This is a genomic window from Actinomadura sp. DC4 (assembly GCF_030406325.1).
Lineage (GTDB): Bacteria > Actinomycetota > Actinomycetes > Streptosporangiales > Streptosporangiaceae > Actinoallomurus.
Genome location: NZ_JAUEQY010000023.1, coordinates 23898 through 43995, shown reverse-complemented (window position 1 = coordinate 43995; position 20098 = coordinate 23898). Strand labels below are relative to the sequence as shown.

Below are 20098 nucleotides of genomic sequence, written 5' to 3'. Positions count from 1 at the left end.
AGGGTATTACGGCCCCAGACCTCGGTCAGTTCCCGGCTCGCAGGCCGTTCCGCCGCCGCGTGCCGGCGGCGCAGGGGCCGCGGCGTCCACCAGTTCCCCTTGCCGAGCAGGATCATCGCGGCCGGCAGGACCACGGCCCGGATGATCGTGGCGTCCAGCAGGATCGCCGCGGCCAGCCCGACCCCGAGCTGTTCATGTCGAGGGTGGACAGCGTGCCGAAGATCGAGAAGACGGCGACCATCACCACGGCCGCGCTGGTGACGGTGCCGGCCGAGCCGGTGATGCCGCGCGCCACCGCGCGCCGGGTCGGCATCCCGTCGCGGACCCCTTTCTGGATCAAGCCGGTCTTCGCCGGCATGCGGCTGACGTGCGTCTTCACCGTGTGCAGGCTGACCACGAGCCGGTCGGCGATCTCCGCGTTGCTCAGCCCGTCGCCCACCAGACGCAGCACGTCGCGCTCTCGTGGTGTGAGGTCGGCCAGCCGGGCCATCTCGCCGTCGTCCGGCCGCTGCCAGGTGGCGAGGTGACTCTCGATGATCCGCTGGGTGACCGCGGGGCTTAATGCGCGGTGCCCGGCGGCCGTGGCCCGTACGGCGGCGGTCAATTCCTCATAGGAACTGTTCTTCAGCAGGAATCCCGCCGCGCCGGCGGTGAGCGCCCGGTCCACGTACTCGTCGAGGTCGAACGTTGTCAGCATGAGCGCCTGGGTACGTTCGGGCCCCAGCAGGCCGCGGTGGCCTCGTTCGGAGAGCGCCCACAGCCCGTCCCGGCGCGGCGGGCCCTGTCGGCGGCGCGTTGACCACCTCGCAGCGCAACCGCCCGGCGTCCTCGGCGACGGTGACGCGCACCGGTGCCCCCGGCGCGTGGCGGCGCGCGTTGGTGAGCGACTCCTGCACGATGCGGTAGCAGGTGAGCTGCGCCGGCCGCGGCAGCGTGTCCGTCTCGACCTCGATCCGCGCGTCTATCCACGCGCCCGCGGCCCGGCTGCGGTCCAGCAGGTCGGGCAGGTCGCCGAGGCCGGGCATCGGCTGCAGCGGCGCGGCGTCCTCGGGACCGCGCAGCACCCGCAGCTCGCCGCCGGCCTGCCGGCCCGCGAGGGCGAGCCCGTCGACCTGCGTGCGCGCCCACTCCGGCAACTGGCCGCCGCGAGCGCGCACGGTCTCCGCGCGCACCACGAACAGGGTGAGCGAATGGGCGACCACGTCGTGCATCTCGCGGGCGATCCGCACCCGCTCCTGCTGCGCGGCCTGCTGTTCACGCAGCCGCTGTTCACGCAGCACGTCCTCCACCCGCCGCTCGGCGCGGTCACCGGCAGCCGGCGCCGCAGCAGCAACGCCACCGTCGCCACCACCTGAAAGCCGGCCAGCAGCCACCAGGCCCGCGCCGAGATGTCCGCGCTCGGCTGCATCAACAACGGCGAGCACACGGTGAGCGCGACGATCCCGGCTTCGACACCCCACGGGCGCCACCCGGCAGGTGGATCTTCCGTCATCCGTCCGACGCTAGCGGCGTTCTGTCCGGTCATCGTCACTCCAAGGAGCGATCCCGGCTACGCGTTCGCGAGGGCCTCGGTGGGGGGCAGGCGGGCGGCGCGCACGGCGGGGTAGAAGCCGGCCAGGCCGCCGATGACCAGGGTGGCGCCGACTCCGCCCGCCATCGCCCAGAACGGGACCTCCGTCGGCCAGGCCTGGTACGTCGCGTACACCGCGGTGATGCCCACGCCCAGGACGACGCCGCCCACCCCGCCCAGCAACGACAGCAGCAGGGCTTCGGACAGGAACTGCGTGCGGATCTGGCCGCGCGTCGCCCCGAGCGAGCGGCGCAGGCCGATCTCCGACCGGCGCTCCAGCACCGAGATGACCATCGTGTTGGCCACCCCCACCCCGCCGACCAGCAGCGCCACGGCGCCGAGGCCCAGCAGCAGGCCGCTGAGGGTCTTCTCGGTCTGCTGCTTGGCCGCCAGCGCGTCCGACGGGCGCGAGACGTCGACATCGCCCGGGTTCTCCGGATTGGCGGTGGGGCCGAGCAGCGGCTGCACGGTCGTCACGGCGTTCTCCCTCGCGCGGGTGTAGATCGTGGTCGGGTGGCCGTCGAAGTCCAGGTCCGTCTCCGCCACCGGCCAGCCGACGAAGGCGCCGTTGTCCAGGTCGGGGACCAGCTCGTCGGGCGCGAGGATGCCCACCACCGTGAACCACTCGCCGCCGAGCCACACCAGCGAGTCGGGCCCGGCCCGGAAGACCGCCAGCCGGTCCGCCGCCGCGCGGCCGAGCACGACGGCCGGATAGCGGGCGTTCGCCGTGGTGAGCCAGGTGCCCGTGGCCACACTCGTACGGACCACCGCGGGCAGGTCCGTACGGGCCGCGAAGACCGCGATGCCGCCGGTCTGCTCCGCCGCGATGTGGTCGTTGCGGTAGATCCGGGCGTCCGTCCGGCCGACGGCGGAGACCGTCTCGACGCCGGGCATCCCGGCGATCATGCCGACCGCGCTGTCCGGCAGATGGACGCTCTCGTCGCCGAGCGACTGCCCCGGCGACACGGTCAGCAGGTTGGTGCCCAGCGCGCTGAGCTGCTGGTCGAGCTCTTTCGTCGATGACGTCGAGATGCCCACCACGCCGATCATCGCCGCGATGCCGATGGCGATGCCCAGCGCCGACAGGAACACCCGCGTCGGCCGCGACCGCAGGCCGTACCCGCCGACCCGTACGACGTCGGCCGGCCACATCCGGGCCGGTCTGAGCCCCTGCTCGCTCATCGCGTGACCTCCGGCGCGGCCGTGTCGTGCTCGATGCGGCCGTCCTTCAGCCGGACCTCGCGCGGCAGCGAGGCGGCGATGTCGCGGTTGTGCGTGATGACCACGACCGTCGTCCCTCCCTCGTGCAGCTCGCGCAGCAGTTCCATGACGACCGCGCCGGAGCGTGAGTCGAGGGCGCCGGTCGGTTCGTCGGCCATCAGCAGGGGCGGGTCGCCGAGCACCGCGCGGGCGATGGCCACGCGCTGCTGCTCGCCGCCGGAGAGCTGGTGCGGCAGGTGCAGCATCCGGTGGCCGAGGCCGACCCGGCGCAGCGTCTCCTCGGCCGCCTTCCTGCGGTGGCCGCGCGGCCTGCCGCCGTAGAGCAGGCCGTCCGCCACGATGTCGATCGCGGGTACGCCCCGCGCGAGGTGGAACTGCTGGAAGACGAAGCCGATGGCCCTCGCCCGCAGCGCCGACAGCTCCCGGTCGCCGAGCCCGCCGACGTCGTACCCGTCGATGCGCAGGGTTCCCGACGTCGGCCGGTCGAGGGTGCCCATGATGTTGAGCAGGGTCGACTTGCCGGAACCCGAGGGGCCGACGATGGCGAGCAGCTCACCCCGCTCGACCAGCAGGTCGGCCGACCGCAGGGCCGGCACGTTGCCGTACCACTTGGACACCCCGGCGAGGTGGACGATGGGCCCGGTCATCTCGGCACCCCCACGGTCAGTCCCGCGACGACGCCGGTGCCGGAGACCTCCACGTAGCTGCCGGCGAACACGCCCGTCTTCACCGGAACGTAGCGGGTGCCGGCGGCGGTGACCGCCACCACCGCGTAGCCGCCGCCCGGCCGAGCCACCAGGGCGTTGACGGGCACGGCGAGCACGTCCTCGCGGGTCTCGGCGGCGAGGCCGACCTCGACCTTGGCCGCCTGGTAGCGGCCCAGCTTCTTCTGCTCGGCCACCTTCAGCTCCACCGGCAGCGTCGCGCCGCCGGCCTTCGTCTTCGAGGTCGGCGTGCCGACGTCGGTGACCCGCGCCGCCACCTCGGTGCCGTCCGGCAGCTCGACGGTGGCCGCGGTGCCCGGTTCGGCCAGGTCGGCGTAGTCGGTGTCCAGGTCGACCGTGACGACCCGGGTGGTGCCGGTCCACCTCAGCAGGCCACGGGAGGCCGCGGCTCCGGGCGCGCCGGTGAGCTCCGCGACGCGACGGGATCCCGAGGCCACCACGGCGTCGCCCGGCTTCACCACGCCGGTCTCGCGCCGGCCCAGGTCCTCCTGCCACCGCTCGACCGCGTAGGCCGTGGCCGAGGTGTACTCGTCGTCGACGGTGACCCCGGTGTAGCCGAGGGCGCGGAGGTTCCGTTCGAGCTGCTTCACGTCGCCGCCCTCGCTGCCGGCCGACAGCGTCCGGTAGATCGGGATGGAACCGTAGAGCAGCGGAACCTTCTTCTGGTCGAGGCGGTAGACGGTGTCGCCGCGCCTGATGACGTCGCCCTCGTCCGGCAGCCAGGTGACCATGCCCCGGCCGCCCGGCGGTGCCTGCACCGCGTCGAGGTCGCCGTAGCCCAGGTCTCCGTCGACCGTCTGGGTACGGGTCAGGGTCCGCTTCTCCACCGTGGCGGTGACCGGGGGCCCGGTGGGCGCGACGCTCGCCGGGCTTGTGCCGTGGCCGCCCGGCAGCCCGGTGGCCACGGCCACGGCGGCCGCGACGATCACCAGGGCCGGCAGCAGGATCAGTACGCGGCGCGACCGGCGGCGGCGACGCGCCCGTACGGCTTCCTCCTCCGCCGCCGGTGTCTTCGGTCGCATTACTGGTCCAGGACCCGCAGAGAACCGCCCGGGAGACGGGACTGGCAGGCCCGCCGAGCGGTCTCGAATTGCGCGGAGTCGCCCCTGATTCCCGAGCCGTGCAGCGTGAGCGTGACGGTATTTCCGCTCACATCCGGGTCGGGGATCTTCGGCAGCCTGGCCCGCATGCATTTCGTCCAGTCCGCGAGCTTCGCCGTATCGATTTTTCCACCGTTCGCGCCGTCCCCGTCGCCCTGCGGCATCTTGTCCCGGCAGGCCTCCAGCGCCTTCCGCATCCCGGGCGGGCTCGCGTTCTTCCCGGCGTTGACCTCGACCTTCACGCCGTTGCCCTGCCGCTGCGGGTCGGGGAAGTCCGGCACGCCGTTCGCGCGCATGCATTTGGCGTACGCCAGCGCCTGCTGGAAGGCGTCGCCGCCGGACGAGGACGATTTCGCCGGCCCATGGCCGCAGCCGACGAGCAGGAATAGGGAAACGACCGTCGCGTACTTCTTCGCATTCTTCGGCATGCGCCATAAGTTACGCATCGACCGGTCACACGACGGGCACAAAAGGCCTCTATTGCCCGGCCGGGAAGAGCACCCTGATGGCGAGGCCGCCCTCCGGCCGCGCGCGTACGGTCAGGTCCGCCGAGTGGGCCGCGGCGATCGACTGGACGATGGACAGCCCGAGGCCGTGATGACCGTCGTCCTCGGCCGTACGGTCGAGCCGCTGGAACGGGCTGAGCAGCCGGTCCACCATCTCCGGCGGCACGGACGGCCCGGTGTTGGCCACCGACACGAAGGGGCGCGCGCCGTCGGTGCCCGTCGCCACCTCCACCCGCCCGTACGGGACGTTGTAGCTCATCGCGTTGTCGACCAGGTTGGCCACCAGGCACTCGACGAGGGCGGGGGCGCCGGTGACCCGCGCCGGCCGGACCTCCGCCGCGACGGCCAGGTCCCGCGACCGCGCTCCCGGCTCGGCGGCCCGCAGCACGTCGCCGGTCAGCCCGGACAGGTCGACGCTCTCCAGGCGGTCCAGGCCGCGCTCACTGGTGGCCAGGACGAGCAGCGACTCCAGGAGCCCGGCCTGCTGCTCGCTGACGGCCATCAGCTGCTCGAACTGCGCCCGGAACGAGTCCACCGTCGCGTCCGGGTCGATGACGGCCTCCTCCAGCAGGGCGTGCTCCAGCGTCAACGGCGTACGCAACTCATGGGCCGCGTTGGCGACGAACCGCTTGTGCGAGTCGAGTGCCGTGTCCAGCCGGCCGAGCAGCCCGTCGATGGTGTCCGCGAGGTTCTTCAGCTCGTCGCGCGGTCCCGTGACGGCCAGCCGCTCGTGTACGTTCCGCGCCGAGATGTGCTGGATGCTGTTTGTCATGGTCTGCAGCGGGCGCAACACGCGCCCGGCCACGAGCCAGCCGAGCGCGGTCGCGAGGACCGACATGAGGGCGAGCGCCACACACGACTGCACGAGCAACTGGTGCATGACCTGCTGCTGGACGGCCTGCTGCTGGAAGGTGTCGACGCTCTGTTCGCCGGACGGCAGGAAACTGCGCGTGGACGACTCGACGTTCGTCCCACTGCTCCCGACCAGCAGGTACGTGATGGCCAGCAGGACGGCGCCGGACATCAGGAACAGCACGCCGTACAGGAGGGTGAGCCGCAGCCGGACCCGCATGCCGGAGATCGTGGACGTCAGGCCCATGCGACTCCCCTTCTCAGATTCGGTAGCCGGCCCGGGGAACGGTCTCGATGACGGGCGGCTCGCCGAGCTTGGACCGCAGGCGGTTCATGGTCGCCTTCACCGTCGTGGTGAACGGGTCGGTGGCCGCGTCCCACACGCGTTCGAGGAGTTCCTCGGCGGAGACGACCCGGCCCTGCGCGGCGAGCAGGTACTCCAGGACGGCCAGCTCTTTCGGGTTGAGCGCCAGCCGCGCCCCGGCCCGGGTGGCGACCCGCTGGGCAGGGTCCAGCGCCAGGTCACCGTGGACCAGGACGGGCGGCACGGCGGGCTGGGACCGCCGGCCGAGCGCACGGATGCGGGCCACCAGCTCGGGATAGGCGAACGGTTTCGGCAGGTAGTCGTCCGCGCCGAGGGTGAGCCCCTGCACCCGGTCGGCGATGGTGCCGGCCGCGGTCAGCATGAGCACCCGGGTGTGCGGCGGCTCCCGCATCAGCCGGCGGCACACCTCGTCGCCGGGCACGCCCGGCAGGTCCCGGTCGAGGACGACCACGTCGTAGTCCACCTCGGAGGTACGGTCGAGCGCCGCCGTCCCGTCATACGCGACGTCGACCGCCATGCCCTCGCGCCGCAGGACCCGCGCCACCGAATCGGCGAGCCGCACCTGATCCTCGGCCACCAGGACCCTCATCCGTCTTCCCCCTCCGTCCCGGATCGCCAGCGTACGGGCGGGAGGGTCACATGGTCGTCACAGCGGGCCCGGGGTCATCCGACCATGTCGACGGAGACCTGGACGCGGTCGAAGCGCCGGGCGATGAGGTCCTCGCGGGGAATGAGCCAGTGGACGACGCCCAGGTCCAGGTCCTCGAGGTAGTCGGCACTCCACTCGGCGAGCAGGATCCAGCCCATGTCGCCGGCGGTCTGCGCGGCCACCTCGACAGGGTCGTAGTTCCATCCCTCGGGGTACCCGCCGAGCTTGACCTCGACCTCGCCGGGGATCTCCTTGATCACGATCGGGCCGCCGGCGTCCTGCCACACCCGCTTCAGCTCCTCGCCGTTCGCGAGCTCCACCTTGACGTCGCCGTGCTCGGGCAGGGACAGGTCGAGCGACAGGTGCAGGACGCTGCGCGGGTCCGCGTCCTCCAGCTCCCGCTCCTCCACGGGTGTGCCGGCGGGGACGTACCGCACCTCGCCGCACGAGCCGAACTCCGGCTCGAAGGTGTCCGCGAAGAAGAGCAGACGACCGTCTTCCGGCAGCGGGATGTCCGTCGCCTGCGGTGGCACCGCCGCGCAGTCGATCGAGAAGGCGAACGCGAAGGCGGGGTCCGGCGCGCCGGCCGGCAGCATCGGATGACCGCCCGCCTCGCCGGCGGCCGGCCCGTCGCCTTCGGGCGCCAGCGTCACGCACGGACGGGCGAAGCTCAGCCACCGCTGCACGTCCGCGGAGGGGATGTCCCGGTCAAGCGCCTTCGCGCGAAAGGTCGTTGGTTCGTTCACCCGCAGCATTATGGAGAGCTTTGACCGCTTTCGAGGCAAATTCCGGTACGGCTCCGTTGCCGTGGTTAGGTGGTCAGGGCCACCGTCGCACGAGCCTGGAGCCGCAGGGGAGGACGCCGCGATGAACCGCAGGCACCCCGTGTTCGCCCGCGTCTACGCCCGTAGCAGCCCTCGGCTGGAGCTCGGCGTCGCGGCGTACCGCGCCGCGCTGCTGAACGGCCTGTCCGGCCGGGTGATCGAGGTCGGCGCCGGCAACGGTCTCAACTTCTCGCACTACCCGGGCGAGGTCACCGAGGTCGTCGCCGTCGAGCCGGAGACCTACCTTCGCTCCATCGCCGCGGTGGCCGCCCGCCGGACGGCCGTCCCGATCACGATCGTCGACGGCCTGGCCGAGCGGCTGCCCACAGCCGACGGCTCATGCGACGCCGCGGTCGCCTGCCTCGTCCTGTGCACCGTCCCCGACCAGGACACCGCGCTCGCCGAGATCCGCCGCGTCCTCCGGCCCGGCGGCGAGCTGCGCTTCTTCGAGCACGTCGGCGCGGCGGCGCCCGGACGGCGCCGCCTGCAGAGGGCCTTCGACGCCACCCTCTGGCCGTGGTTCGGCGGCGGCTGTCACTGCGCCCGCGACACGCGTACGGCGATCGAACGCGCCGGGTTCGTCATCGACCGCGTCGACCGGCTCACCACCGCCGACACCCGGATACCGTTCCCGGCCGCACCGCAGATCCTGGGCACCGCCATCCGCCCCGTGTGACCTCGGCCGGAGTGTCGTCTCAGTCGTCCTCGTCCTCTTCGTGGTTGTGCTCGAGATAGGCGCGGTTGAGGGCGGCCTTGACCGCGCCCGTGATCGCACCCTGCAGCGTCGCAGCGATCATGACCTCGGCCCAGCCGCGCTCCAGGTCGCCCGCGTCGGGCGCGTCGTCGTCGCGGGAGATGAGCTTCCACGCCTGTTTGAAGATCGCGCCCGCCAGGAGGCCGCCGGCGATGCCGAGTGCGGCCGAGACCGGGCGGGAGACGTTGTCGGCGTTGTTCTTGCTCATGACCGCCCTCGCTTCCAGAGCAACAGGCCGGCCACCGCGCACGCCCCCGCCACCGCGTACAGCACGGCGGGGCGTACGGCAGGCCCCTGCGGGGCCTTCTCGCGCGCCTTGGCGCCCAGGCCGGTCAGCCGTTCCTGGAGATCGCCGGCCCGGTCGCGTACGCGGGCGGGCACGTCGGCCTTTGCCGCCAGCGCCTGCACCGTGGCGGCCAGGTCCTGCCGGGTCTGCGCGATGTCGGCGGTGAGTCTCCCCCGTTCATCGGGCGTGCCGCGCGGCTGGGTGTCATGACTCATAGGGTCGTCCTCGCTCAATCGCCATTTTCTTCGGTCCGGCCCGCCTACCCGGCGACAATCCCGCTAACCCAGGTGCGCCTCACTGGATACCGGCCGCCCGGCGCCGGCGAACCGCTTCGAGGGCGCCCTCGGTGTCGTCATAGAGCGGGAGGACCCGTACCAACTGGGTGATCTCGACGACCCTGCGCGTCTGCGCGGATGGGGCGGCGGCGGCCAGCGCGCCGTGGTGGGGGCGGAGCCGGCGCACCACGCCGATGATGACGCCCAGGCCGACGGAGTCGATGAAGTCGACCTCCTCCATCTGCAGCACCAGCCAGTGATGCCCCTCGTCGATCAGGCGGGTGAGGAGGTCGCGCGGCACCGGTGCGGTCGCGACGTCCACCGGCCCGTGGAGGTCCACGATCGCGATGTCGTCGTCGGTAAGGGTGTAATTCGCACGGAACTCCATACCGTCCCCAAACGCTTCATACGCGACACTTAGGGCAACGACGCCCTGACGGGCGCATCCAACCGGCCGAGAACACAACTTCCCTCTGCCGCAGGAACAAACCGGTTCCGAAAAGATGCACGCCGGAAAGCGGGCGCAGCCGCTGTTGTCGCAGGCAACCGTGCCGGTAATGTGTCACTTTCGGCGGCAGACGCGGGCTTTCCGCTCGATCGCGGGAGCGGGTACAGATCACGGCCAACGTGTTCGACCGGCATCTCGGCACGGCGCCAGGAAAGGCGTTCTCGTGGACCTGTCGCGACCAGGGCTGAATCTGCTCACCGGCGGCCGGCGGTGACCGGCGAGACCGCGGAGACGCCTTCGGCGGGACCGCCCCTCATGATCCCCTTCGACGCCGCGCGGATGAGCCGACTGAGCCGGATCCGGATCGGCCAGTGGTTCGGCCTCGGCGCCCTGCTGCTGGGGATCGTCCTGATCGCCTCGCTCGCCCAAGCCGGAGTCGCGATCTACCGCCAGTCCCTCACGCGCGACATCGTCACCAACCGGATCGTCCCGGCGGTGCTCCTTCAGCCCCAGCTCAGCGGTGCCATGGGCCAGCAGGACACGGCGATCCGGGAGTACGCGGCGAGCGGCGACCCGGCGGACCTGGCGACGTACCGGCAGCAGATCGCCGCGGAGGCGCGCACGGCGGCGGCCATGCGCGGCCTGTTGTCCGGAGTGTCCGGCTCGGGGCGTTCCCTCGCCGGCATCTCCGCGCTGCAGGCCGCGGCCGCGAACTGGCGCACCGCGTACGCCGAACCGCTGGCCGCCAAACGCCCGGTGGCGCCCGAGAACGCCGACGACCAGCCCTTCTCCCGGATCCGCAGCACCAACGTGGCGCTGCAGAAGCAGCAGAGCGCGCTCTACGGCGAGTTCGCGCGGCGGCTGAACGACCGGATCAACGACGTCTACTGGTCGCTCGGCATCGCCGCCCTGGCCGTCCTGCTGTCGGCGGCCGGGCTCGTGTGGCTGATCCGCCGGGCCGTGCTGCGTCCGCTGTCCTCCCTCGCCACCAACGTCCGCGCCGTCGCCCAGGGCGACTTCGACCGGCCCTTCGACGTACGGGGGGCGGCGGAGTTCGCCGAGCTCGCCGACACCGTCGACGGCATGCGGCAGCGCATCATGGAGGAGTGGCGCCGCACCGCCGACCACCGGCGGAAACTCGACGAGCAGGCCACCGAGCTGCGCCGCTCGAACGCAGAGCTGGAGCAGTTCGCCTACATCGCCAGCCACGACCTCCAAGAGCCGCTGCGCAAGGTGGCGAGCTTCTGCCAGATGCTCGAGCGCAAATACGCCGACAAGCTCGACGACCGCGGCCGCCAGTACATCGACTTCGCCGTTGACGGCTCCAAGCGCATGCAGGTGCTCATCAACGACCTGCTGAGCTTCTCCCGGGTCGGCCGCATCGAGCGCCGCGAGCAGACGGTCGACATGAACGTCTGCATGGACCGGGCGCTGGCCAGCCTGTCCCAGCTCTGCGAGGAGACCGGCGCGGAGGTGACCGCCGACGACCTGCCCGAGCTCCCCGGCGACCAGACGCAGTACACCCAGTTGCTGCAGAACCTCATCGGCAACGCGCTGAAGTTCCACGGCGAGGAGCCGCCGCTCGTGCACGTCGCGGTGCTCCGGGAGGGGAGCATGTGGCAGTTCCGCTGCTCGGACAACGGGATCGGCATCGACGCCGACTACGGCGAACGCATCTTCCTGATCTTCCAGCGCCTGCATCCCCAGGACGTCTACAGCGGAACGGGCATCGGCCTGGCGATGTGCAAGAAGGTCGTCGAACACCACGGCGGCCGGATCTGGCTCGACACGACCGATCCGGACGCCCGGGGCACGACCATCCGCTGGACCCTTCCCGCCGAAGACGCCTCGCCTACCTGACGGCGCGTACGCGCAGGTGAGGGCGACCGCCGCAGGTCCGGCGTGCGGGAGGCCCGAGAGGTCAGGGAGTGCGGGCGGTCAGTTCGGTGGCCAGGGCGGCCGGGTCCAAGGACTCCTCCTCGCCGAGGCCGGACACGGCGTGGGTCTCGTTCCAGTAGGCGATCTTCAGGAACGGGCCCGGCACCGAGTCCCAGTACCGATCGATCCGCGGGTCGGTCATGTCGCACGAGCCGTGGACGGTCTTGTCGTGTGTGGCGGGCGGCATTCGTACATGGCACGCGGCCACCTTCTTGCCGCCGCCTCCGGACATCGACTTGCTGCCGTAAAGGAACACCGTCACCGTCGCGCGTACCGTCCGCCGGGCCGTTTCGGCATTGTGTCCCGTCACCTTGACGCGGCAGCCGCCGCTGCGGCAGTGGGGCGGAAGGTCGACCTTGTCCACCTCGAAGTGACTCGCGAGGCCGTCCTGCACGGCCATCGTCTCGGGCAGCGTACGGACCTGGGCGGTCAGTTCGGTGTACGCGGCGTGGGCGTCATCCGCGCCGCCCGCCCGCACCGACAGCGTGGTCCGCTTGACCGAGGTGTCGTTCTCGTCGTCGCCCGGCAGGCCCACGCCGGAGTACGCGAGCAGGCCGTGCGGCGACGCGCCCGACGCCCAGAACGTCCCCTCGCCGAGGGAGGAGATCGACTGGTCGACGGTGAAGCGCAACGCTCCCGAAGGGACACCGGACGGCGTCGGCCTGGGCGTCGCAGCCGTCGCGGGGGCGGGCGTCCACGGCAGGATCGCGGGAGAGTCCGAAGCGCCCGTCTGGTTGTCGCTCTTGATCGTCTTGCTCAGCGCGCGCGGGGACAGGCCGCCGAGCCGGGCGCCCCAGACGCTGCCGTCCTCGTCCACCCAGTGCCCGGCGAACCGCGCGACGTCCGCGGCCGGGGTGCCGCCGTGACGCCAGTACGCCTTGCCGCCCTTGAGCATGACTTTCGTGCCGTCGACGACGAGGACCTGGGCACGGTCGCCATGGTCGGTGAGGGTACCGACGGCGTCGCCGTCGCCCATGGCCCGCAGGTCGAGGGTCATCGACTGGCCGTACGCCCGCCAGCTTCCGGCCCAGTGCAGTAACGGCGCCGCGCCGATCGCCGTCGCGACGTCGGCCATGGTGGGCGGGCCCGGACGCTGCCGCGACGGACTCGACGAGCAGCCGGCGGCCACTCCCACCACCAATGTCATGGCCAGACCACGGGAAACGGACCCCGAATGCATTTCTCTGCCACCTTTGACAGCCCCAATATCGGCTGCCGATTCTGGCAGAAGGCCGTACGGGAAAAACATCGTTTTTCACAATGCCGCGGGCCGAGAATTTACCGCCGGCTACATGACGGCCGCGGAACTCTCCAGGGCCAAGCCGCCGGTCGCGAGCGTTTCGAGGAGCCGGGGCGCCAGCGCCGCGGCCTGGGTACGGATCTCGGGGATCGCCGTCGTCTCGTACCGCACGCCGCGCAGTGTCGGCCCCAAGGTGAAGATCCGGTCGTGCGACCGTCCCGCGGCGTCCAGGATCGCGCCGTACTCCTCGGCGTCCAGGCCCAGCCGCAGCGGGTCGGGCCGCGCCAGGCCCGCGTCGACGAGGCCGCCAAGGAAGGGATCCCCGGTGACGTCGGCGGCCGGGCCCGTGCCGTTGACCAGCCAGCCGACACCGAGTTCGCGGCCGACGCCGTCGGCATCGAGCCGTACTCTCATCTCGTCACGGCCCGCCGTCGCGGAGACGAGGCTCCCGCGCAGCACCCGGAGCCGGCCGGTGGCCTGAAGGTGGGCGATCCGAGCGGCCGTGGCCGGCGGGATCCGGTGCCGGTGGACCTCCCAGTACCTCGCCATCGAGGTGAGGAAACGCCGCCGGTCGTCGAGGCCGAGCCGCGCCCACAGGCCGGGGACGTGGGGCCGCATGCCGTCGACGACTCCCTGCCAGTCGCCGTCGTTGTTCCTGATCGCGGTGTGGACCATTCGCAGGAGCCCGGCGAGCCGTAGCTCACCGCCGGGCGGGAACATCTCGACCGCGGGCGAAGGGGGACATCGGTGCGGGCGTGGCAGCAGGCCGTGCCGGGAGATGGCGTACACGACGGTGTCCTTGTTCGCCCGGGTCGCCGTGGTCGCCAGGTCAACCATCGTCAGACCGGTGCCGACCACCATGACGGGACTGCCGTCGCAGATCTCGGTCAGCGCGCCAGGACTCCATGGATCCGCGACATAACGGGGGCCGGCCTCGATCGACGGCCACGGCGCGGGCGGGCGGTTGCCGGTGGCCAGCACGGCGGCGTCCGCGTCGATCGTGTCCCCGTTCGACAGCCGCAGCCGCAGTGACCGTCCTTCCGCGGCGAGCGAGATCACGGTCGCGGTGAGCTTCGAGACGCTTCCGCCGTACGGCATCTTGCGCGCGCAGCCGTCCAGGAGATCACGCAGATAGCGCCCGTACGTGCGGCGCGGCAGGAAGTCGGGGCCGTCGAGGTTCAGGCCCTGTTCGTACGCCCAGCGCAGCAGGTGGCCCGGGTCGTCGGCCAGGCCGCTCATCTTCGCGGCACACGCGTTGAGGAGGTGGTGAGGATCGGCCGTCGCGTACGCCTGCCCGAGCCCGTGCCGCCCGTCCCGGTCGACCAGCACGACCCGCAGCGCCGTCCCACGCGCCTGCGCGCCGCGTACGAGGTGCACCGCGGCCAGTGTGCCGCTCGCACCGCCCCCGACGATGACCACCACCGGCGCTGCGTCACGGCGAACCGAAGAGTCTCTCACCCTTGCCAGGGTAACCGGTAATCCCGGTTGATTTAGTTGACTATCCATGTCTCGCCGGTGAACCCGGCGCAGAGCTTACGGAATGCTCACATGATCCCGGGTGCGGCGACCTCACGGTACGGATCGGCGGCATGGTGGAGGCAGACGTCTGTTCAGCTTCTCAGGGGAGACTCGTGGCACCCTCCGCCGTACGCTCGCGGCCGGCCGGCCGGCCGCCCTCCGGGCGGATCCAGTGATCACGATCGTCCTGATCGGGCTCGTGGGCGGCCTGATCACCGGGATCTCACCCTGCATCCTCCCCGTCCTGCCGGTGATCTTCCTGTCCGGCGGAGCACAGGGCGCGCGGGACGCCTCGCCGGCGAAACGGGGCGGCAGGCGTCCGTACCTGGTGGTGGCCGGGCTCACCCTGAGCTTCAGCGTCTTCACGCTCGCCGGGACGCTTCTGCTCGACGCGCTGCCGCTGCCCCAGGACATCATCCGCTGGGCCGGCCTCGTGGTGCTGGTCCTGCTCGGCCTGGGGATGATGATCCCGCGGGTGGAGGCCCTGCTGGAGAGGCCGTTCTCCCGGATCCCGCAGCGCGGCGTCGGCCCGGACCGCGGCGGGTTCGTGCTCGGCCTGGCCCTCGGCGCCGTCTACGTCCCGTGCGCCGGGCCGGTTCTGGCGGCGATCACCGTCGCCGGCGCTACGGGGAGAATCGAGGGCAGGACCCTCGTCCTGACGCTGGCCTTCGCCGTCGGGACCGCGATCCCGCTACTGGTGTTCGCCCTGGCCGGCCGGGGGATCGCCGAGCGCCTGCGGGCGTTCCGCGGCCACCAGCGCGGCATTCGTGTCGGCGCGGGGGCGGTGGTGATCGCCCTCGCGGTCGCGCTCACGTTCAACGTCACCGACGCCGTCCAGCGCGCCATCCCGGACTACACCACGTCCCTGAACAACGCGCTGGACAGCCCGCACGGCGCGGCCAAGGCGCTGGGCCAGAGCTCCTCCCTCGCCCTCTGCGCCCAGGACGCGGTCCCGGGAAGCCTGCTGAACTGCGGAACCGCCCCCGCGATCTCGGGCATCGCGCAGTGGCTGAACTCCCCGCCGATCGACCTGGCCTCGCTCCGGGGCAAGGTCGTCCTCGTCGACTTCTGGGCGTACTCCTGCATCAACTGCCAGCGGGCCATCACGCACACGACGGCCTGGTACTCCACCTACAAGGCGGACGGGCTGGAGGTCATCGGCGTGCACACGCCGGAGTACGCCTTCGAGCACACCGCCGCGAACGTGGCGGCCGGCGCCAGGCGGCTCGGCATCACCTATCCGGTCGCGCTGGACAACGTCTACGTGACCTGGAACAACTTCGGCAACAACTCGTGGCCGGCGGAGTACCTGATCGACGCGAACGGTCTCGTACGCTCCGTCGCCATCGGCGAGGGCGACTACGACGGGACCGAGTCCCTGATCCGCCGGCTGCTCACCGCGGCGAACCCCAAAGTCGTCCTCCCTCCGGCGACCCACGTCGCCGACAGAACGCCGTCCGCGGCCCTGACCCCGGAGATGTACCTCGGGTCGGAGCGCGCGGAGTACTACGTGGGCGACTCCCCCCTCGACTCCGGCACGAGGACCTTCGCCGTCCCCTCGTCCGTCCCCGACGACGCGTTCGGGCTGGGAGGCACCTGGTCGGTCGGCGACGAGTCGCTGACGGCCGGGCCGAACGCCGCCATCGCGCTGAACTACGACGCCCACGACGTGTACCTCGACGTGGGCGGCACCGGCACCCTCACCGTGACGGCGGGCGGTAAGACGACGAGGTACCACGTCTCCGGAGCCCCGAACATCTACACGCTGATCCACCAGAGCACCCAGAAGCGCGCCAGGCTCCGCGTGACCCTGTCCCCGGGCCTGAAGGCGTACTCCTTCACCTACGGCTGACACCGCACGGAAAATGTCGGCCGGGGGCGCTAACTTCCGGTGCCATGGTCGAGACGGCGGGCATTCCGGTCGAGTGGCGTGGGCTCATCCATCACCGGCGTGGTGGTGTCGCCGCGCCGGAGATCGCCCTGGACGGCGCGGCCGCGCTGAAGGCGCGTGAGCAGGAGCGTGCGGCGCGGCCTATCGCCGAGGAGATGGTGCGGCACGAACGCACGCTGCCCGAGCTCGCCAGAGCCGTCCGGGCGTGGCTCGACGGCACACCCGACCCGGCAGGTGCGGCGGCCGTCGCCTCCATCGCCGTGAAACACGTCCGCGGCCACGACGGTGCGGCCTTCCTGGACGCCTGGGCGCTCGACCACGGGCTCGCGTTCGCCGCCTGCGCGGTGACCGAGGTGTCCTCCATCGCGCTCGGGCGGGTGCCGCAGCCGGTACGGCCCGGTCCCGGCGGCGTCATGCGGCTCGTCGCCTACGTCAATTCGCCCCCGGAGCAGCGCGGTGAGATCCGGCGGATGACCCCCGACGACCCCTCCGGCGCCAACTGGTGGATCGCCGTGGACGCGGTGGTCAAACGGCTCCGCGCGCTGCTGGCGGCGGCCCCCGAGGCCGAATATCGCGACACCGTCATGCGGCTGGCGGCCCATCGCGGCGACCCCCTGCGGCGCCACACGACCTGCTACCTCCTCCCGACCGAGACCGGCTGGGTGGACGAGTCCTTCGGCGACGAGTTCCGCACCAGGATCCTCGACCACGAACACGTGCTCGCCTCGCTCTCCAACGCCGCGCACGTCAGCCGGATCGGGTGGATACCGGCGACCCCGGCCGTGATCGGGACGCTGCTCGACGGGCTGGGCGCGGAGGCTCTCCCGCTCCTCGAAAGAGCACTCAGATACCCCTACCACAGCACCGAGGAGACGCTCCCGGTCGTACTGGAGGCCATGGTGGAGATCGCCGACGAACGCGTCTTCCCCCTGCTGCTCGACAACATGGGCGCCAAGGGCGTGCCCGCCGCCCTGCACGAGGCGGCCGGACGGCACCCGGCGCACGCGGTACGGGCGCTGGCGCCGCTGGCCGATGACGGCACGACAAAGGGCCTCCGGGCGGCCGGGCTGCTCCGCGGGATGCTGTACGCCGAGCCCGGCCTGGCCACGGCGCTGCCGCCGGGTGACGCCGAGGCGTTCCTCCCGCGACCGGCCGTCCCGGACAGTGACGACCTGCCCGGCGTGCTCACGGGCAGGCCCGCCCGCAGTACGAAGGTGGACTGGGCCGACCCGGCGCTGCTCCCGCAGATCCTCACGCGTGGCCGCGACCGGGCGCTGCCCGCGAACGCGACCAGGCGCCTGCTGACCCTCCTCGCGAAGAAGGCCCCCGAGGCCGCGGCGGTCCGCGAGTTCTGCGACCGGCACTCGCTGGCCGAGTTCTCCTGGGCCCTGTTCCAGCTCTGGTACGCCTTCGGCGCGCCCACGCGGCACAACTGGGCACTGGCGCAGCTCGGCCTGATCGGCGACGACACGACGGTGCGGCGGCTCAGCCCGCTCATCAAGATCTGGCCGGGCGAGAGCGCCACCGGCCGAGCCGTCGCCGCGCTCGACGTCCTCGGTGAGATCGGTTCCGACGTCGCCCTCACCCACCTGTTCGAGCTGACCCGCCGGGGCAAGTACAAGGGGCTCAAGGCCAGGGCGGTCAAGAAGATCGACGAGATCGCGGCCGCGCGCGGCATCACGCCGGACGACCTGGCCGACCGTGCCGTCCCCGATTTCGGCCTCGACGCCGAGGGCACGCTCGTCCTGGACTACGGCCCGCGCCGATTCACCGTGACCTTCGACCAGCAGCTCCTCCCGCTGGTAGTGGAGCCGAACGGCAAGGTCCGCAAGAGCGCGCCCAAGCCCGGCCCGAAGGACGATCCGGCCCTGGCGCCGGCCGCGCACGCCCTGTTCACCGGGCTCAAGAAGGACCTGCGGACCATCGCCGACCAGGAGATCAAGCGCCTCGAACTCGCCATGATCACCCGGCGGAGCTGGACGCCGGAGGACTTTCACGCCCTGTTCGTCACCCACCCGCTGCTGGGGCACATCGCCCGCCGGCTGGTGTGGATCACCGACGGCGGCACGTCGTTCCGCGTCGCCGAGGACCACACCTACGCCGACGTCGACGACTCCCCGTTCACACCGGCGCCGGACGCCCGCGTCGGCATCGCCCACCCGCTCCTGCTGGACGACGAGCTCGGCGCCTGGGCCGAGATCCTCGCCGACTACGAGATCCTGCAGCCGTTCGACCAGCTCGGGCGGCCCGTCCACCGGCTCACCGACGACGAGCGCGCCGCGCGCCGGCTCGCCCGGGTCGAGGGGCTCACGCTGTCGTACGGCAAGGCCAAGGGCCACTCGCAGGGACGTTGGGAGTCCGTCGACGCCGACGGGGAGTTCGCGGGCGGGTGGCTCTCCCGGCGCGACTCCAAGGGCCTGTACGTCGTGGCGGTTCTGAGTCCCGGCCTCTACTACTACATGTACGGCGAGGGTGAGGACCAGAAGATCACCGCGCTGTGGGCGGGGCCGGCGCCGGCGAGCTCCCCCGAGAACGCGGTGCCGCTCGGCGAGGTCGATCCGGTCACGATGAGCGAGGCCATCAACGACCTTCTCCGCAGTGCGTCCTGACCAGCACGAACGTCGGGCTCGGCACCGCGACGGCCATCGGCGCGCGGCCGTCCGCGCGATGGGCCACGACCGTCCCGGGTTCGAGATCCTGGTGGTCGGCGGCGGCATGAGCGCGGCATGGGCTCACGTCGAGCCGCCGCCGCGCGAGGGGGCTCGGTGCCCGGGATCTGCCGATCGTACGGAGCCCGGACACCGAGGCGTCTGCCCCGCGCGGCCGCCGCCGCTGCTGCCTAGGTGCTCAGGAGAAGGACCACAGGTGGTCGTCGGTGAGGCTGCACGTGTAGATGCTGATCCACGGGTCCTTGATCCCGGAGGCCCCGTTGCCGGAGACGTCCAGGCACAGCCCGCTGCTGGAGTAGTTGCGGACCCAGTACTGGCCGCTCGCCTTCTTGTCGAGGTACCACCGCTGGTTGTCGCCGCCGCCCGCGACGCAGGACCCTTCCGACACCAGGGCCTGGTTGGATGCGGCACCGCTGCCGGGCAGGTCGAGGCAGAGACGGTCCTTGCTGTTGCGGATGACGAACAGGTCGGACCCGCCCGGGCCCGCTCCGCGCTGGCTCGTCACCAGGTCCCACAGCTGGTTGTCGCCGCTCGACCCGTTGCAGCCGGACGGCTTGACCTCTCCGCCCGCGCTGCCGTTACCGTTGCCGGGCAGGTCGAGGCACATGCCCGACTTCACGTTCCTGACCAGGACGCTCGACATGAGGTTCCCGCCGGCGCTGGGCCGCTTGGCCTTCGCGGCCTTGGCCGGGGCGGAGTCCTTGGCCTTGGCCTTGGGAGTCCCGGACGGGCTGGTGCTCGGCGCCGGAGTCTTGTCGTCCTCCGGGCGTGGCATGTGGGGAGCCGTTTCGCCGCCCTGCTGGGCGGCGAAGGTGGCGAGGCGCTTCAGGTCCGTGTCGGAGAGGTGCTCCGCCTCCGGCGACGCCGAGGCCGTTGGTGAGGGGCTGTTCGTGTGGGGTGTGCGGTGCTCCGCCGGGCTCTGCCGCGGGGCGGCCGCCCGGGGCAGGGCGGGAGCGTGCGGTGCGCGCGAGGACGGGGCGGCACCACCACCCCCGCCGGCGGGTGCGGTGGGCACCGGCGTACGCGACAGGTTCCCGTTGGAGGACGACGAACCGTTACGCGTCGACAACGCCGCCTGTTTCGCCTTCTCGTCCGCGGACTTCTTGTCGCTGTAGGACTTCATCGCACCGATGCCGAACGCCGCCCCGGCCACCAGGATCAGCGCGACACCGCCCGCGAGGACTCGCGGGGCCAGTTGCGGCTGCTCGGACGGCTGCCACACACGCCGGTTGAAGGCGTTGACGAGGTTCGCGCGTTCCTGGCGCCGCTCGTTCTGATTCTGCTCACTCACTGTGCTTCCTCATGGT

19 protein-coding genes are annotated in these 20098 nt (G+C 71.8%); 4 read left to right on the top strand and 15 right to left on the bottom strand.

The window, feature by feature from the left end:
• Positions 1-112: 112 nt before the first annotated feature.
• From QWU11_RS32050 to QWU11_RS32010, 9 genes are all read right to left on the bottom strand, one after another.
• Positions 113-697 (bottom strand): response regulator transcription factor, encoded by a 585-nt coding sequence (locus tag QWU11_RS32050; protein WP_290118216.1) that lies wholly within the window; start codon positions 695-697, stop codon positions 113-115.
• Positions 609-1211 (bottom strand): histidine kinase, encoded by a 603-nt coding sequence (locus tag QWU11_RS47485; protein WP_354670921.1) that lies wholly within the window; start codon positions 1209-1211, stop codon positions 609-611. The genes QWU11_RS32050 and QWU11_RS47485 overlap by 89 nt, the downstream gene beginning before the upstream one ends.
• 338 nt (positions 1212-1549) lie before the next feature.
• Positions 1550-2752 (bottom strand): ABC transporter permease, encoded by a 1203-nt coding sequence (locus QWU11_RS32040; RefSeq protein ID WP_290118214.1) that lies wholly within the window; start codon positions 2750-2752, stop codon positions 1550-1552.
• On the bottom strand, positions 2749-3438 hold the full coding sequence (locus QWU11_RS32035; RefSeq protein ID WP_290118213.1) for an ABC transporter ATP-binding protein: 690 nt from the start codon (positions 3436-3438) through the stop codon (positions 2749-2751). Before QWU11_RS32035 ends, QWU11_RS32040 begins: the two co-directional genes overlap by 4 nt.
• On the bottom strand, positions 3435-4538 hold the full coding sequence (locus tag QWU11_RS32030) for a peptidoglycan-binding domain-containing protein (protein ID WP_290118212.1): 1104 nt from the start codon (positions 4536-4538) through the stop codon (positions 3435-3437). The genes QWU11_RS32035 and QWU11_RS32030 overlap by 4 nt, the downstream gene beginning before the upstream one ends.
• Complete coding sequence (locus QWU11_RS32025; protein WP_290118211.1) at positions 4538-5044, bottom strand: hypothetical protein; 507 nt, start codon at positions 5042-5044, stop codon at positions 4538-4540. Before QWU11_RS32025 ends, QWU11_RS32030 begins: the two co-directional genes overlap by 1 nt.
• 49 nt (positions 5045-5093) lie before the next feature.
• A complete protein-coding gene (locus tag QWU11_RS32020) occupies positions 5094-6221 on the bottom strand; it encodes a HAMP domain-containing sensor histidine kinase (RefSeq protein ID WP_290118210.1) in 1128 nt (375 codons plus the stop codon).
• A 13-nt stretch (positions 6222-6234) separates the two neighbouring features.
• Positions 6235-6888, bottom strand: coding sequence for a response regulator transcription factor (locus QWU11_RS32015; RefSeq protein WP_290118209.1), 654 nt, complete (start codon positions 6886-6888; stop codon positions 6235-6237).
• Between the two features lie 74 nt (positions 6889-6962).
• The gene (locus tag QWU11_RS32010; RefSeq protein WP_290118208.1) at positions 6963-7694 is read right to left on the bottom strand and encodes a DUF1963 domain-containing protein; all 732 of its coding nucleotides are present in this window, start codon (positions 7692-7694) and stop codon (positions 6963-6965) included.
• Positions 7695-7815: 121 nt separating this feature from the next.
• On the opposite strand from QWU11_RS32010, the gene QWU11_RS32005 reads away from it, so the two are divergent.
• The gene (locus QWU11_RS32005) at positions 7816-8448 is read left to right on the top strand and encodes a class I SAM-dependent methyltransferase (protein WP_290118207.1); all 633 of its coding nucleotides are present in this window, start codon (positions 7816-7818) and stop codon (positions 8446-8448) included.
• A 19-nt stretch (positions 8449-8467) separates the two neighbouring features.
• On the opposite strand, the gene QWU11_RS32000 is transcribed toward QWU11_RS32005, so the two are convergent.
• From QWU11_RS32000 to QWU11_RS31990, 3 genes are all read right to left on the bottom strand, one after another.
• The gene (locus tag QWU11_RS32000; RefSeq protein ID WP_290118206.1) at positions 8468-8734 is read right to left on the bottom strand and encodes a DUF4235 domain-containing protein; all 267 of its coding nucleotides are present in this window, start codon (positions 8732-8734) and stop codon (positions 8468-8470) included.
• The gene (locus QWU11_RS31995; protein ID WP_290118205.1) at positions 8731-9027 is read right to left on the bottom strand and encodes a DUF3618 domain-containing protein; all 297 of its coding nucleotides are present in this window, start codon (positions 9025-9027) and stop codon (positions 8731-8733) included. Before QWU11_RS31995 ends, QWU11_RS32000 begins: the two co-directional genes overlap by 4 nt.
• Positions 9028-9106: 79 nt before the next feature.
• Positions 9107-9475 (bottom strand): STAS domain-containing protein, encoded by a 369-nt coding sequence (locus tag QWU11_RS31990; protein WP_290118204.1) that lies wholly within the window; start codon positions 9473-9475, stop codon positions 9107-9109.
• Positions 9476-9850: 375 nt separating this feature from the next.
• Between QWU11_RS31990 and QWU11_RS31985 the strand changes: the two genes are divergently transcribed.
• Positions 9851-11395 carry an ATP-binding protein gene (locus QWU11_RS31985; protein WP_290118203.1) on the top strand — a complete coding sequence of 515 codons (1545 nt, stop codon included), beginning with the start codon at positions 9851-9853 and terminating at the stop codon, positions 11393-11395.
• Between the two features lie 61 nt (positions 11396-11456).
• Here the strand turns inward: QWU11_RS31985 and QWU11_RS31980 are convergent, their stop codons facing one another.
• Both QWU11_RS31980 and QWU11_RS31975 read right to left on the bottom strand, forming a co-directional pair.
• Complete coding sequence (locus QWU11_RS31980; protein ID WP_290118202.1) at positions 11457-12620, bottom strand: hypothetical protein; 1164 nt, start codon at positions 12618-12620, stop codon at positions 11457-11459.
• A gap of 141 nt (positions 12621-12761) precedes the next feature.
• Positions 12762-14171, bottom strand: coding sequence for an FAD/NAD(P)-binding protein (locus tag QWU11_RS31975; RefSeq protein ID WP_290118201.1), 1410 nt, complete (start codon positions 14169-14171; stop codon positions 12762-12764).
• 232 nt (positions 14172-14403) lie between these two features.
• On the opposite strand from QWU11_RS31975, the gene QWU11_RS31970 reads away from it, so the two are divergent.
• Entirely contained in the window at positions 14404-16083 is a 1680-nt protein-coding gene (locus QWU11_RS31970) for a cytochrome c biogenesis protein CcdA (protein ID WP_290118200.1), read from the top strand.
• 44 nt (positions 16084-16127) lie between these two features.
• Positions 16128-18731, top strand: a complete 2604-nt coding sequence (locus QWU11_RS31965) for a DUF4132 domain-containing protein (RefSeq protein WP_290118199.1) — start codon at positions 16128-16130, stop codon at positions 18729-18731.
• A gap of 238 nt (positions 18732-18969) precedes the next feature.
• Here QWU11_RS31965 and QWU11_RS31960 read toward each other — a convergent pair whose 3' ends face one another.
• Positions 18970-20082, bottom strand: a complete 1113-nt coding sequence (locus QWU11_RS31960; protein WP_290118198.1) for an RICIN domain-containing protein — start codon at positions 20080-20082, stop codon at positions 18970-18972.
• Positions 20083-20098 lie beyond the last annotated feature (16 nt).

Excerpts from the sequence above, each read along its gene's own strand:
- QWU11_RS32050 (WP_290118216.1), bottom strand. The coding sequence starts at position 697 with ATGCTGACAACGTTCGACCTCGACGAGTACGTGGACCGGGCGCTCACC.
- QWU11_RS47485 (WP_354670921.1), bottom strand. The coding sequence starts at position 1,211 with ATGCACGACGTGGTCGCCCATTCGCTCACCCTGTTCGTGGTGCGCGCG.
- QWU11_RS32040 (WP_290118214.1), bottom strand. The coding sequence starts at position 2,752 with ATGAGCGAGCAGGGGCTCAGACCGGCCCGGATGTGGCCGGCCGACGTC.
- QWU11_RS32035 (WP_290118213.1), bottom strand. The coding sequence starts at position 3,438 with ATGACCGGGCCCATCGTCCACCTCGCCGGGGTGTCCAAGTGGTACGGC.
- QWU11_RS32030 (WP_290118212.1), bottom strand. The coding sequence starts at position 4,538 with ATGCGACCGAAGACACCGGCGGCGGAGGAGGAAGCCGTACGGGCGCGT.
- QWU11_RS32025 (WP_290118211.1), bottom strand. The coding sequence starts at position 5,044 with ATGCCGAAGAATGCGAAGAAGTACGCGACGGTCGTTTCCCTATTCCTG.
- QWU11_RS32020 (WP_290118210.1), bottom strand. The coding sequence starts at position 6,221 with ATGGGCCTGACGTCCACGATCTCCGGCATGCGGGTCCGGCTGCGGCTC.
- QWU11_RS32015 (WP_290118209.1), bottom strand. The coding sequence starts at position 6,888 with ATGAGGGTCCTGGTGGCCGAGGATCAGGTGCGGCTCGCCGATTCGGTG.
- QWU11_RS32005 (WP_290118207.1), top strand. The coding sequence starts at position 7,816 with ATGAACCGCAGGCACCCCGTGTTCGCCCGCGTCTACGCCCGTAGCAGC.
- QWU11_RS32000 (WP_290118206.1), bottom strand. The coding sequence starts at position 8,734 with ATGAGCAAGAACAACGCCGACAACGTCTCCCGCCCGGTCTCGGCCGCA.
- QWU11_RS31995 (WP_290118205.1), bottom strand. The coding sequence starts at position 9,027 with ATGAGTCATGACACCCAGCCGCGCGGCACGCCCGATGAACGGGGGAGA.
- QWU11_RS31990 (WP_290118204.1), bottom strand. The coding sequence starts at position 9,475 with ATGGAGTTCCGTGCGAATTACACCCTTACCGACGACGACATCGCGATC.
- QWU11_RS31985 (WP_290118203.1), top strand. The coding sequence starts at position 9,851 with ATGATCCCCTTCGACGCCGCGCGGATGAGCCGACTGAGCCGGATCCGG.
- QWU11_RS31980 (WP_290118202.1), bottom strand. The coding sequence starts at position 12,620 with ATGACATTGGTGGTGGGAGTGGCCGCCGGCTGCTCGTCGAGTCCGTCG.
- QWU11_RS31965 (WP_290118199.1), top strand. The coding sequence starts at position 16,128 with ATGGTCGAGACGGCGGGCATTCCGGTCGAGTGGCGTGGGCTCATCCAT.